Source organism: Citrobacter sp. MGH105, assembly GCF_001037485.2.
Taxonomy (GTDB): Bacteria; Pseudomonadota; Gammaproteobacteria; order Enterobacterales; family Enterobacteriaceae; genus Citrobacter; species Citrobacter portucalensis.
Genome location: NZ_CP073048.1, coordinates 4,799,887 through 4,813,682, shown reverse-complemented (window position 1 = coordinate 4,813,682; position 13,796 = coordinate 4,799,887). Strand labels below are relative to the sequence as shown.

At 51.9% G+C, this 13,796-nt stretch carries 9 protein-coding genes; all 9 read left to right on the top strand.

Going from position 1 to position 13,796, the window contains the following annotated elements:
- Positions 1-92: 92 nt before the first annotated feature.
- The 9 genes from tuf to rpoC all read left to right on the top strand — a co-directional run bounded on the left by tuf (position 93) and on the right by rpoC (position 13,730).
- On the top strand, positions 93-1,277 hold the full coding sequence (gene tuf, locus SK35_RS23010; protein ID WP_003031109.1) for an elongation factor Tu: 1,185 nt from the start codon (positions 93-95) through the stop codon (positions 1,275-1,277).
- A gap of 230 nt (positions 1,278-1,507) precedes the next feature.
- Positions 1,508-1,891 carry a preprotein translocase subunit SecE gene (secE, locus tag SK35_RS23005; RefSeq protein ID WP_003033128.1) on the top strand — a complete coding sequence of 128 codons (384 nt, stop codon included), beginning with the start codon at positions 1,508-1,510 and terminating at the stop codon, positions 1,889-1,891.
- Between the two features lies 1 nt (position 1,892).
- Positions 1,893-2,438 carry a transcription termination/antitermination protein NusG gene (gene nusG, locus SK35_RS23000; RefSeq protein ID WP_003033125.1) on the top strand — a complete coding sequence of 182 codons (546 nt, stop codon included), beginning with the start codon at positions 1,893-1,895 and terminating at the stop codon, positions 2,436-2,438.
- Positions 2,439-2,592: 154 nt separating this feature from the next.
- Complete coding sequence (rplK, locus tag SK35_RS22995) at positions 2,593-3,021, top strand: 50S ribosomal protein L11 (RefSeq protein ID WP_003033122.1); 429 nt, start codon at positions 2,593-2,595, stop codon at positions 3,019-3,021.
- 3 nt (positions 3,022-3,024) lie between these two features.
- The gene (gene rplA / locus SK35_RS22990) at positions 3,025-3,732 is read left to right on the top strand and encodes a 50S ribosomal protein L1 (protein WP_003033119.1); all 708 of its coding nucleotides are present in this window, start codon (positions 3,025-3,027) and stop codon (positions 3,730-3,732) included.
- Between the two features lie 419 nt (positions 3,733-4,151).
- Positions 4,152-4,649: a 50S ribosomal protein L10 gene (gene rplJ / locus SK35_RS22985; protein ID WP_001207203.1), complete on the top strand. Its 498-nt coding sequence runs from the start codon at positions 4,152-4,154 to the stop codon at positions 4,647-4,649.
- A gap of 66 nt (positions 4,650-4,715) precedes the next feature.
- Positions 4,716-5,081 (top strand): 50S ribosomal protein L7/L12, encoded by a 366-nt coding sequence (gene rplL / locus SK35_RS22980; protein WP_003033114.1) that lies wholly within the window; start codon positions 4,716-4,718, stop codon positions 5,079-5,081.
- Positions 5,082-5,401: 320 nt separating this feature from the next.
- Entirely contained in the window at positions 5,402-9,430 is a 4,029-nt protein-coding gene (rpoB, locus tag SK35_RS22975) for a DNA-directed RNA polymerase subunit beta (RefSeq protein WP_003033111.1), read from the top strand.
- 76 nt (positions 9,431-9,506) lie between these two features.
- A complete protein-coding gene (gene rpoC, locus SK35_RS22970; protein WP_048215163.1) occupies positions 9,507-13,730 on the top strand; it encodes a DNA-directed RNA polymerase subunit beta' in 4,224 nt (1,407 codons plus the stop codon).
- The last annotated feature ends 66 nt before the right edge of the window (positions 13,731-13,796 follow it).

Here is a 13,796-nt window from a genome sequence, read left to right as displayed (position 1 = left end):
TGTTTACTTTTAAAAGCATTCAACAGCTCAGGTATATTGCCTGGTTGATGTGGTGATATCACCGATTTATCCGTGTCTTAGAGGGACAATCGATGTCTAAAGAAAAATTTGAACGTACTAAACCGCACGTTAACGTCGGTACTATCGGCCACGTTGACCATGGTAAAACAACGCTGACCGCTGCAATCACTACCGTTCTGGCTAAAACCTACGGCGGTGCTGCTCGCGCATTCGACCAGATCGATAACGCGCCGGAAGAAAAAGCTCGTGGTATCACCATCAACACTTCTCACGTTGAATATGACACCCCGACTCGCCACTACGCACACGTAGACTGCCCGGGCCACGCCGACTATGTTAAAAACATGATCACCGGTGCTGCGCAGATGGACGGCGCGATCCTGGTTGTTGCTGCGACTGACGGCCCGATGCCGCAGACTCGTGAGCACATCCTGCTGGGTCGTCAGGTAGGCGTTCCGTACATCATCGTGTTCCTGAACAAATGCGACATGGTTGATGACGAAGAGCTGCTGGAACTGGTAGAAATGGAAGTTCGTGAACTTCTGTCTCAGTACGATTTCCCGGGCGACGACACTCCGATCGTTCGTGGTTCTGCTCTGAAAGCGCTGGAAGGCGAAGCAGAGTGGGAAGCGAAAATCATCGAACTGGCTGGCTTCCTGGATTCTTACATCCCAGAACCAGAGCGTGCGATTGACAAGCCGTTCCTGCTGCCTATCGAAGACGTATTCTCCATCTCCGGTCGTGGTACCGTTGTTACCGGTCGTGTAGAGCGCGGTATCATCAAAGTTGGTGAAGAAGTTGAAATCGTTGGTATCAAAGAGACTGCTAAGTCTACCTGTACTGGCGTTGAAATGTTCCGCAAACTGCTGGACGAAGGCCGTGCTGGTGAGAACGTTGGTGTTCTGCTGCGTGGTATCAAACGTGAAGAAATCGAACGTGGTCAGGTACTGGCTAAGCCGGGCTCTATCAAGCCGCACACCAAGTTCGAATCTGAAGTGTACATTCTGTCCAAAGACGAAGGCGGCCGTCATACTCCGTTCTTCAAAGGCTACCGTCCGCAGTTCTACTTCCGTACTACTGACGTGACTGGTACCATCGAACTGCCAGAAGGCGTAGAGATGGTAATGCCGGGCGACAACATCAAAATGGTTGTTACCCTGATCCACCCGATCGCGATGGACGACGGTCTGCGTTTCGCAATCCGTGAAGGCGGCCGTACTGTTGGTGCGGGCGTTGTTGCCAAAGTAATGAGCTAATTGCCGAATAACATTTGACGCAATGCGCAATAAAAGGGCATCATTTGATGCCCTTTTTGCACGCTTTCACACCAGAACCTGGCTCATCAGTGATTTTTTTTGTCATAATCATTGCTGAGACAGGCTCTGAAGAGGGCGTTTAGTCCGAAACGCACCAGAGCATTTCGGTTTGGATCGCCTCGCTTACGCGGGGTGAAAATGTTTGTAGAATACTTCTGACAGGTTGGTTTATGAGTGCGAATACCGAAGCTCAAGGAAGCGGGCGCGGCCTGGAAGCGATGAAGTGGGTTGTTGTCGCTGTATTGCTGCTTGTAGCTATCGTTGGCAACTACCTCTATCGTGACATGATGCTGCCGCTGCGTGCGCTGGCCGTAGTGATTCTGATTGCCGCAGCGGGTGGTGTCGCGCTGTTGACAACAAAAGGTAAAGCGACCGTTGCTTTTGCCCGTGAAGCGAGAACCGAAGTCCGTAAGGTCATTTGGCCAACTCGCCAGGAAACATTGCACACCACATTAATTGTGGCTGCGGTTACCGCAGTAATGTCACTGATCCTGTGGGGACTGGATGGTATTCTGGTTCGCCTGGTATCCTTTATCACTGGCCTGAGGTTCTAAGATGTCTGAAGCCCCTAAAAAGCGCTGGTACGTCGTTCAGGCGTTTTCCGGTTTTGAAGGCCGCGTAGCCACGTCGCTGCGCGAATATATCAAGTTACAAAATATGGAAGAGCTGTTTGGCGAAGTCATGGTGCCGACCGAAGAAGTGGTCGAAATCCGTGGTGGCCAGCGTCGCAAGAGCGAACGTAAATTCTTCCCGGGCTATGTACTGGTCCAGATGGTGATGAATGACGCAAGCTGGCACCTGGTGCGCAGCGTGCCGCGTGTGATGGGCTTTATCGGCGGTACATCTGACCGTCCGGCGCCGATCAGCGACAAAGAAGTTGATGCGATCATGAACCGTCTGCAGCAGGTTGGCGATAAACCGCGTCCGAAAACGATGTTTGAGCCAGGTGAAATGGTTCGCGTTAGTGACGGTCCGTTTGCTGACTTTAACGGTGTGGTTGAAGAAGTGGACTACGAGAAGTCCCGCCTGAAAGTCTCTGTTTCTATCTTCGGTCGTGCGACCCCAGTAGAACTGGACTTTGCCCAGGTAGAAAAAGCCTAAACAGCGATCAAAAAAGCGGCGATTTAATCGTTGCACAAGGCGCGAGATTGGAATACAATTTCGCGCCTTTTGTTTTTATGGGCCCTGTCCGTAAAACGAATTTAATCACGGGGAGCCTCCTTGAGGCGCTATAACCCAACTAGAGGAATTTAGAATGGCTAAGAAAGTCCAGGCCTACGTCAAGCTGCAGGTTGCAGCTGGTATGGCTAACCCGAGTCCGCCGGTAGGTCCAGCACTGGGTCAACAAGGCGTGAACATCATGGAATTCTGCAAAGCGTTCAACGCAAAAACTGATTCCATGGAAAAAGGTCTGCCGATCCCGGTTGTTATCACCGTTTACGCTGACCGTTCTTTCACTTTCGTTACCAAAACGCCTCCGGCAGCAGTTCTGCTGAAGAAAGCGGCTGGTATCAAGTCTGGTTCCGGCAAGCCGAACAAAGACAAAGTGGGTAAAATTTCCCGCGCTCAGCTGCAGGAAATCGCGCAGACCAAAGCTGCCGACATGACTGGTTCCGACATTGAAGCGATGACTCGCTCCATTGAAGGTACTGCACGTTCCATGGGCCTGGTAGTGGAGGACTAAGAAATGGCTAAACTGACCAAGCGTATGCGCGTGATCCGTGACAAAGTTGATGCAACTAAACAGTACGACATCAACGAAGCTATTGCTCTGCTGAAAGAGCTGGCCACTGCTAAATTCGTAGAAAGCGTAGACGTTGCCGTTAACCTCGGCATCGACGCTCGTAAATCTGACCAGAACGTACGTGGTGCAACTGTACTGCCGCACGGTACTGGCCGTTCCGTTCGCGTAGCCGTATTTGCCCAGGGCGCAAACGCTGAAGCTGCTAAAGCTGCAGGCGCTGAGCTGGTAGGTATGGAAGATCTGGCTGACCAGATCAAGAAAGGCGAAATGAACTTTGACGTTGTTATTGCTTCCCCGGATGCAATGCGCGTTGTTGGCCAGCTGGGTCAGGTTCTGGGCCCGCGCGGCCTGATGCCAAACCCGAAAGTTGGTACTGTAACCCCTAACGTTGCTGAAGCAGTTAAGAACGCTAAAGCAGGTCAGGTTCGTTACCGTAACGACAAAAACGGCATCATCCACACCACCATCGGTAAAGTGGATTTTGACGCTGACAAACTGAAAGAAAACCTGGAATCTCTGCTGGTTGCGCTGAAAAAAGCGAAACCGACTCAGGCTAAAGGCGTGTACATCAAGAAAGTTAGCATCTCCACCACCATGGGTGCTGGTGTTGCCGTTGATCAGTCCGGTCTGACTGCGACTGTGGCGAACTAATATTCGCCTTTACGTGGGCGGTGATTTTGTCTACAATCTTACCCCCACGTTTCTGTTTAAATAAACAGAACTCTATGCGAGTCATTTGAATTGTAGCAAGGCAGCAATTGAGTGAATCGCCGGGAGTGTAGTTAACTACATGACCGGTGTGAACGAGAGCAGCTAACGCGGTTACAGTTCAAAGGGCGAAGTCATAGACAAGATTTGTTCGTTGGAGCCTGGCCTATCCAGGCCTCCGTCGAAGACCGCAGGTGTTTCGTAAGAAACTTAATGCCCTGCGTAGACGGTGACAGAACGCTAAGATTATTTCTGATACTCTGGCTTGTTTCTGCTCACCGTATTTAGACGCTCTTTCCGTTGGGGGAGAGTGAAGTGAGTTCCGGAACATGAGTTCCGGCAAACATCCAGGAGCAAAGCTAATGGCTTTAAATCTTCAAGACAAACAAGCGATTGTTGCTGAAGTCAGCGAAGTAGCCAAAGGCGCGCTGTCTGCAGTAGTTGCGGATTCCCGTGGCGTAACTGTAGATAAAATGACTGAACTGCGTAAAGCAGGTCGTGAAGCTGGCGTATACATGCGTGTTGTTCGTAACACCCTGCTGCGCCGCGTCGTTGAAGGTACTCAGTTCGAGTGCCTGAAAGACACGTTTGTTGGTCCGACCCTGATTGCATACTCTATGGAACACCCGGGCGCTGCTGCTCGTCTGTTCAAAGAGTTCGCGAAAGCGAATGCAAAATTTGAGGTCAAAGCCGCAGCCTTTGAAGGTGAATTGATCCCGGCATCGCAAATCGATCGCCTGGCAACTCTGCCGACCTACGAAGAAGCAATTGCACGCCTGATGGCAACCATGAAAGAAGCTTCGGCTGGCAAACTGGTTCGTACTCTGGCTGCTGTACGCGATGCGAAAGAAGCTGCTTAATCGCAGTTATCTTTCTCAAGCATCTGCTTACGTATAAACTTATTCTGATTTTCAGGAACAATTTAAATGTCTATCACTAAAGATCAAATCATTGAAGCAGTATCCGCTATGTCCGTAATGGACGTTGTAGAACTGATCTCTGCAATGGAAGAAAAATTCGGTGTTTCCGCTGCTGCTGCTGTAGCTGTAGCTGCTGGCCCGGCTGAAGCTGCTGAAGAAAAAACTGAATTCGACGTAATTCTGAAAGCTGCTGGCGCTAACAAAGTTGCTGTAATCAAAGCAGTACGTGGCGCAACTGGCCTGGGTCTGAAAGAAGCTAAAGACCTGGTAGAATCTGCTCCGGCTGCCCTGAAAGAAGGCATCAGCAAAGACGACGCAGAAGCACTGAAAAAATCTCTGGAAGAAGCTGGCGCTGAAGTTGAAGTTAAATAAGCCAACTTTTCTGGTTGCAGCCTAAGAAATTAGGCTGATGGCTGGTGACTTTTTAGTCACCAGCCTTTTTGCGCTGTAAGGCGCCAGTAGCATTTCACACTGTTTGACTACTGCTGTGCCTTTCAATGCTTGTTTCTATCGACGTCTTAATATACTGCGACAGAGCATCAGTTCTGTGTAAATCGCAATGAAATGGTTTAAGCGTGATAGCAACAGGCATTGCGGAAAGTATTCGATTTTCCGGTCAACAAAATAGTGTTGCACAAACTGTCCCTTCGTCGGACAGATGGGTCGACTTGTCAGCGAGCTGAGGAACCCTAATGGTTTACTCCTATACCGAGAAAAAACGTATTCGTAAGGATTTTGGTAAACGTCCACAAGTGTTGGACATACCTTATCTCCTTTCTATCCAGCTTGACTCGTTTCAGAAGTTCATCGAGCAAGATCCTGAAGGGCAGTATGGTCTGGAAGCAGCTTTCCGTTCCGTTTTCCCGATTCAGAGCTACAGCGGTAATTCCGAGCTGCAATACGTCAGCTACCGCCTTGGCGAACCGGTGTTTGACGTTCAGGAATGTCAGATCCGTGGCGTGACCTATTCCGCACCGCTGCGCGTAAAACTGCGTCTGGTGATCTACGAGCGCGAAGCGCCGGAAGGCACCGTAAAAGACATTAAAGAACAAGAAGTCTACATGGGCGAAATTCCGCTCATGACTGACAACGGTACCTTTGTAATCAATGGTACTGAGCGTGTTATCGTTTCTCAGCTGCACCGTAGTCCTGGCGTCTTCTTTGACTCCGACAAAGGTAAAACCCACTCTTCGGGTAAAGTGCTGTATAACGCGCGCATCATCCCTTACCGTGGTTCCTGGCTGGACTTCGAATTCGATCCGAAGGACAACCTGTTCGTACGTATTGACCGTCGCCGTAAACTGCCTGCGACCATTATTCTGCGTGCACTGAACTACACCACTGAGCAGATCCTTGACCTGTTCTTTGAAAAAGTTGTTTTCGAAATTCGCGACAACAAGCTGCAGATGGAACTGGTGCCGGAACGCCTGCGTGGTGAAACCGCTTCCTTTGACATTGAAGCTAACGGCAAAGTCTACGTCGAAAAAGGCCGTCGCATCACTGCGCGCCACATTCGCCAACTGGAAAAAGACGATATCAAACATATCGAAGTTCCGGTTGAATACATTGCTGGTAAAGTTGCGGCTAAAGACTACGTTGACGAATCTACTGGCGAGCTGATCTGCGCAGCTAACATGGAGCTGAGCCTGGATCTGCTGGCTAAGCTGAGCCAGTCTGGTCACAAGCGTATCGAAACGCTGTTCACTAACGATCTGGATCACGGTCCGTACATTTCTGAAACTGTACGTGTTGACCCAACCAACGATCGTCTGAGCGCACTGGTAGAAATCTACCGCATGATGCGTCCTGGTGAGCCGCCGACTCGTGAAGCTGCTGAAAGCCTGTTCGAGAACCTGTTCTTCTCCGAAGACCGCTATGACCTGTCTGCGGTTGGTCGTATGAAGTTCAACCGTTCTCTGCTGCGCGACGAAATCGAAGGTTCCGGTATCCTGAGCAAAGACGACATCATCGAAGTGATGAAGAAGCTCATCGATATCCGTAACGGTAAAGGCGAAGTCGATGATATCGACCACCTCGGCAACCGTCGTATCCGTTCCGTAGGCGAAATGGCGGAAAACCAGTTCCGCGTTGGCCTGGTACGTGTTGAGCGTGCGGTGAAAGAGCGTCTGTCTCTGGGCGATCTGGATACCCTGATGCCTCAGGATATGATCAACGCCAAGCCGATTTCTGCAGCAGTGAAAGAGTTCTTTGGTTCCAGCCAGCTGTCTCAGTTTATGGACCAGAACAACCCGCTGTCTGAGATTACGCACAAACGTCGTATCTCTGCACTCGGCCCAGGCGGTCTGACCCGTGAACGCGCAGGCTTCGAAGTTCGAGACGTACACCCGACTCACTACGGTCGCGTATGTCCAATCGAAACGCCTGAAGGTCCGAACATCGGTCTGATCAACTCCCTGTCCGTGTATGCACAGACTAACGAATACGGCTTCCTCGAGACTCCGTACCGTAAAGTGACTGACGGTGTTGTAACTGACGAAATTCATTACCTGTCTGCTATCGAAGAAGGCAACTACGTTATCGCTCAGGCGAACTCCAACCTGGATGACGAAGGCCACTTTGTAGAAGATCTGGTTACCTGCCGTAGCAAAGGCGAATCCAGCTTGTTCAGCCGCGACCAGGTTGACTACATGGACGTATCCACCCAGCAGGTGGTATCCGTCGGTGCGTCCCTGATCCCGTTCCTGGAACACGATGACGCCAACCGTGCATTGATGGGTGCGAACATGCAACGTCAGGCGGTTCCGACTCTGCGCGCTGATAAGCCGCTGGTTGGTACCGGTATGGAACGTGCTGTTGCCGTTGACTCCGGTGTTACTGCAGTTGCTAAACGTGGCGGTACTGTTCAGTACGTGGATGCTTCCCGTATCGTTATCAAAGTTAACGAAGACGAGATGTACCCGGGCGAAGCAGGTATCGACATTTATAACCTGACCAAATACACCCGTTCTAACCAGAACACCTGTATCAACCAGATGCCTTGCGTATCTCTGGGCGAGCCGGTTGAACGTGGTGATGTGCTGGCAGACGGTCCGTCCACCGACCTCGGTGAACTGGCGCTGGGTCAGAACATGCGCGTGGCATTCATGCCATGGAATGGTTACAACTTCGAAGACTCCATCCTCGTATCCGAGCGTGTTGTCCAGGAAGACCGTTTCACCACCATCCACATTCAGGAACTGGCATGTGTGTCCCGTGACACCAAGCTGGGGCCAGAAGAGATCACCGCTGACATCCCGAACGTGGGTGAAGCTGCGCTCTCCAAACTGGATGAATCCGGTATCGTTTATATCGGTGCGGAAGTGACCGGTGGCGACATTCTGGTTGGTAAGGTAACGCCGAAAGGTGAAACCCAACTGACGCCAGAAGAGAAGCTGCTGCGTGCGATCTTCGGTGAGAAAGCGTCTGACGTTAAAGACTCTTCTCTGCGCGTGCCAAACGGTGTTTCCGGTACGATTATCGACGTTCAGGTCTTTACTCGCGATGGCGTAGAAAAAGACAAACGTGCGCTGGAAATCGAAGAGATGCAGCTGAAGCAGGCGAAAAAAGACCTGTCTGAAGAACTGCAGATCCTCGAAGCTGGCCTGTTCAGCCGTATCTACGCAGTGCTGGTTTCCGGTGGTGTTGAAGCTGAGAAGCTCGACAAACTGCCGCGTGACCGCTGGTTAGAACTCGGCCTGACCGACGAAGAGAAACAGAATCAGCTGGAACAACTGGCTGAGCAGTACGACGAACTGAAACACGAATTCGAGAAAAAACTCGAAGCGAAACGCCGTAAAATCACTCAGGGCGACGATCTGGCACCGGGCGTGCTGAAGATTGTTAAGGTGTATCTGGCGGTTAAACGTCGGATCCAGCCTGGTGATAAGATGGCAGGTCGTCACGGTAACAAGGGTGTAATCTCTAAGATCAACCCGATCGAAGATATGCCACACGATGCTAACGGTACGCCGGTAGATATCGTACTGAACCCGCTGGGCGTACCATCGCGTATGAACATCGGTCAGATCCTTGAAACCCACCTGGGTATGGCTGCAAAAGGTATCGGCGATAAGATCAACGCCATGCTGAAACAGCAGCAAGAAGTCGCGAAACTGCGCGAATTCATCCAGCGTGCTTACGATCTGGGTTCAGATGTTCGTCAGAAAGTTGACCTGAATACCTTCAGCGATGAAGAAGTTCTGCGTCTGGCTGAAAACCTGAAAAAAGGTATGCCGATCGCAACGCCGGTATTCGACGGTGCGAAAGAGTCTGAAATCAAGGAACTGTTACAGCTGGGTGGCCTGCCGACTTCCGGTCAGATCACACTGTTCGACGGTCGTACCGGTGAGCAGTTCGAGCGCCAGGTTACCGTTGGCTACATGTACATGCTGAAACTGAACCACCTGGTTGATGACAAGATGCATGCGCGTTCTACCGGTTCTTACAGCCTGGTTACTCAGCAGCCGCTGGGTGGTAAGGCTCAGTTCGGTGGTCAGCGCTTCGGGGAGATGGAAGTGTGGGCGCTGGAAGCATATGGCGCAGCATACACCCTGCAGGAAATGCTCACCGTTAAGTCTGATGACGTGAACGGTCGTACTAAGATGTATAAAAACATCGTGGACGGCAACCATCAGATGGAACCAGGCATGCCGGAATCCTTCAACGTACTGTTGAAAGAGATTCGTTCGCTGGGTATCAACATCGAGCTGGAAGACGAGTAACTCTCGATCAAACAGGTCACTGGTGCTGGCGTAACAGCCAGCGCCAGATTGTGCTAACTCCGACGGGAGCAAATCCGTGAAAGATTTATTAAAGTTTCTGAAAGCGCAGACTAAAACCGAAGAGTTTGATGCGATCAAAATTGCTCTGGCCTCGCCAGACATGATCCGTTCATGGTCTTTCGGTGAAGTTAAGAAGCCGGAAACCATTAACTACCGTACGTTCAAACCTGAACGTGACGGCCTTTTCTGCGCCCGTATCTTTGGGCCGGTAAAAGACTATGAGTGCCTGTGCGGTAAGTACAAGCGCCTGAAACACCGTGGTGTGATCTGTGAGAAGTGCGGCGTTGAAGTGACCCAGACCAAAGTACGCCGTGAGCGTATGGGCCACATCGAGCTGGCGTCTCCGACCGCTCACATCTGGTTCCTGAAATCTCTGCCGTCCCGTATCGGTTTGCTGCTCGATATGCCGCTGCGCGATATCGAACGTGTACTGTACTTCGAATCCTATGTTGTTATCGAAGGCGGTATGACTAACCTGGAACGTCAACAGATCCTGACTGAAGAGCAGTATCTGGACGCGCTGGAAGAGTTCGGTGACGAATTCGACGCGAAGATGGGTGCGGAAGCTATTCAGGCCCTGCTGAAGAGCATGGATCTGGAGCAAGAGTGTGAAACTCTGCGCGAAGAGCTGAACGAAACCAACTCCGAAACCAAGCGTAAGAAGCTGACCAAGCGTATCAAACTGCTGGAAGCCTTCGTACAGTCTGGCAACAAGCCAGAGTGGATGATCCTGACCGTTCTGCCGGTTCTGCCGCCAGATCTGCGTCCGCTGGTTCCGCTGGATGGTGGTCGTTTCGCAACATCGGATCTGAACGATCTGTATCGTCGCGTTATCAACCGTAACAACCGTCTGAAGCGTCTGCTGGATCTGGCTGCGCCGGACATCATCGTACGCAACGAAAAACGTATGCTGCAGGAAGCGGTTGACGCCCTGCTGGATAACGGTCGTCGCGGTCGTGCGATCACCGGTTCTAACAAACGTCCTCTGAAATCTTTGGCCGACATGATCAAAGGTAAGCAGGGTCGTTTCCGTCAGAACCTGCTCGGTAAGCGTGTTGACTACTCCGGTCGTTCTGTAATCACCGTAGGTCCATACCTGCGTCTGCATCAGTGCGGTCTGCCGAAGAAAATGGCACTGGAACTGTTCAAACCGTTCATCTACGGCAAGCTGGAACTGCGTGGCCTGGCCACCACCATCAAAGCCGCTAAGAAAATGGTTGAGCGTGAAGAAGCTGTCGTTTGGGATATCCTGGACGAAGTTATCCGCGAACACCCGGTACTGCTGAACCGTGCACCAACACTGCACCGTCTGGGTATCCAGGCATTTGAACCGGTACTGATCGAAGGTAAAGCTATCCAGCTGCACCCGCTGGTTTGTGCGGCATATAACGCCGACTTCGATGGTGACCAGATGGCTGTTCACGTACCGCTGACGCTGGAAGCCCAGCTCGAAGCGCGTGCGCTGATGATGTCTACCAACAACATCCTGTCTCCGGCGAACGGCGAACCTATCATCGTTCCGTCTCAGGACGTTGTATTGGGTCTGTACTACATGACCCGTGACTGTGTTAACGCCAAAGGCGAAGGCATGGTGCTGACTGGCCCGAAAGAAGCTGAGCGTATCTATCGCGCTGGTCTGGCCTCTCTGCATGCGCGCGTTAAAGTGCGTATCACCGAATACGAAAAAGATGAAAACGGCGAATTCGTTGCGAAAACCAGCCTGAAAGACACGACCGTTGGCCGTGCCATTCTGTGGATGATCGTACCGAAAGGTCTGCCTTTCTCCATCGTCAATCAGGCGCTGGGCAAGAAAGCTATCTCCAAAATGCTGAACACCTGTTACCGCATTCTGGGCCTGAAGCCGACCGTTATCTTCGCTGACCAGACAATGTACACCGGCTTTGCATATGCAGCGCGTTCAGGTGCATCTGTTGGTATTGATGACATGGTCATCCCAGAGAAGAAACACGAGATCATCTCTGAAGCGGAAGCTGAAGTTGCTGAGATCCAGGAGCAGTTCCAGTCTGGTCTGGTAACCGCAGGCGAACGCTATAACAAAGTTATCGATATCTGGGCTGCGGCGAACGATCGTGTATCCAAAGCGATGATGGATAACCTGCAAACCGAAACCGTTATTAACCGTGACGGCGTAGAAGAGCAGCAGGTTTCCTTCAACAGCATCTACATGATGGCCGACTCCGGTGCGCGTGGTTCTGCAGCACAGATTCGTCAGCTGGCCGGTATGCGTGGTCTGATGGCGAAGCCAGATGGCTCCATCATCGAAACGCCAATCACCGCGAACTTCCGTGAAGGTCTGAACGTACTCCAGTACTTCATCTCTACTCACGGTGCTCGTAAAGGTCTGGCGGATACCGCACTGAAAACAGCGAACTCCGGTTATCTGACTCGTCGTCTGGTTGACGTCGCGCAGGACCTGGTTGTTACTGAAGACGATTGCGGCACTCTGGAAGGCATCACCATGACCCCGGTTATCGAGGGTGGTGATGTTAAAGAGCCGCTGCGCGATCGCGTTCTGGGTCGTGTAACTGCTGAAGACGTTCTGAAGCCGGGTACGGCGGATATTCTGATTCCACGCAACACGCTGCTGCACGAACAGTGGTGTGATCTGCTGGAAGAGAACTCCGTTGACTCCGTTAAAGTCCGTTCCGTTGTATCTTGTGACACCGACTTTGGTGTATGTGCGCACTGCTATGGTCGTGACCTGGCGCGTGGCCACATCATCAACAAAGGTGAAGCAATCGGCGTTATCGCGGCACAGTCCATCGGTGAACCGGGTACACAGCTGACGATGCGTACGTTCCACATCGGTGGTGCGGCATCTCGTGCGGCTGCTGAATCCAGCATCCAGGTGAAAAACAAAGGTAGCATCCGTCTGAGCAACGCGAAGTCGGTTGTGAACTCCAGCGGTAAACTGGTTATCACCTCACGTAACACCGAACTGAAACTGATCGACGAATTCGGCCGTACCAAAGAAAGCTATAAAGTGCCTTACGGCTCCGTTATGGCGAAAGGTGATGGCGAACAGGTTGCTGGCGGCGAAACCGTAGCAAACTGGGATCCGCACACCATGCCGGTTATCACCGAAGTGAGTGGTTTCGTCCGCTTCACTGACATGATCGACGGCCAGACCATTACTCGTCAGACCGACGAGCTGACCGGTCTGTCTTCTCTGGTGGTTCTGGATTCTGCAGAGCGTACTGCGGGTGGTAAAGACCTGCGTCCGGCACTGAAAATTGTTGATGCTCAGGGCAACGACGTTCTGATCCCAGGCACCGATATGCCTGCTCAGTACTTCCTGCCGGGTAAAGCGATTGTTCAGCTGGAAGATGGCGTACAGATCAGCTCTGGTGACACCCTGGCGCGTGTTCCGCAGGAATCCGGCGGTACCAAGGATATCACCGGTGGTCTGCCGCGCGTTGCGGACCTGTTCGAAGCACGTCGTCCGAAAGAGCCGGCAATCCTGGCTGAAATCAGCGGCATCATTTCCTTCGGTAAAGAAACCAAAGGTAAACGTCGTCTGGTCATCACCCCGGTAGACGGTAGCGAACCGTACGAAGAGATGATTCCGAAATGGCGTCAGCTCAACGTGTTCGAAGGTGAACGTGTAGAACGTGGTGACGTGGTTTCCGACGGTCCGGAAGCGCCGCACGACATCCTGCGTCTGCGTGGTGTGCATGCTGTAACTCGTTACATCGTTAACGAAGTTCAGGACGTATACCGTCTGCAGGGTGTTAAGATTAACGATAAACACATCGAAGTTATCGTTCGTCAGATGCTGCGTAAAGCCACCATCGAAAGCGCTGGTAGCTCCGACTTCCTGGAAGGCGAGCAGGTTGAATACTCCCGCGTCAAGATCGCAAACCGCGAGCTGGAAGCGAACGGCAAAGTGGGTGCAACGTTCTCCCGCGATCTGCTGGGTATCACCAAAGCGTCTCTGGCAACCGAGTCCTTCATCTCTGCAGCATCGTTCCAGGAAACCACGCGTGTCCTGACCGAAGCAGCTGTTGCAGGTAAACGTGATGAACTGCGCGGTCTGAAAGAGAACGTCATCGTAGGTCGTCTGATCCCGGCAGGTACTGGTTATGCGTACCACCAGGATCGTATGCGCCGTCGCGCAGCGGGCGAACTGCCAGCTGCACCGCAGGTAACTGCTGAAGATGCGTCTGCTAGCCTGGCAGAACTGCTGAACGCAGGCCTGGGCGGTTCTGACAACGATTAATCGTTGCCGACCATAATAAAAAACCCGCTTCGGCGGGTTTTTTTATGTCTATGTTATTTCTGATGG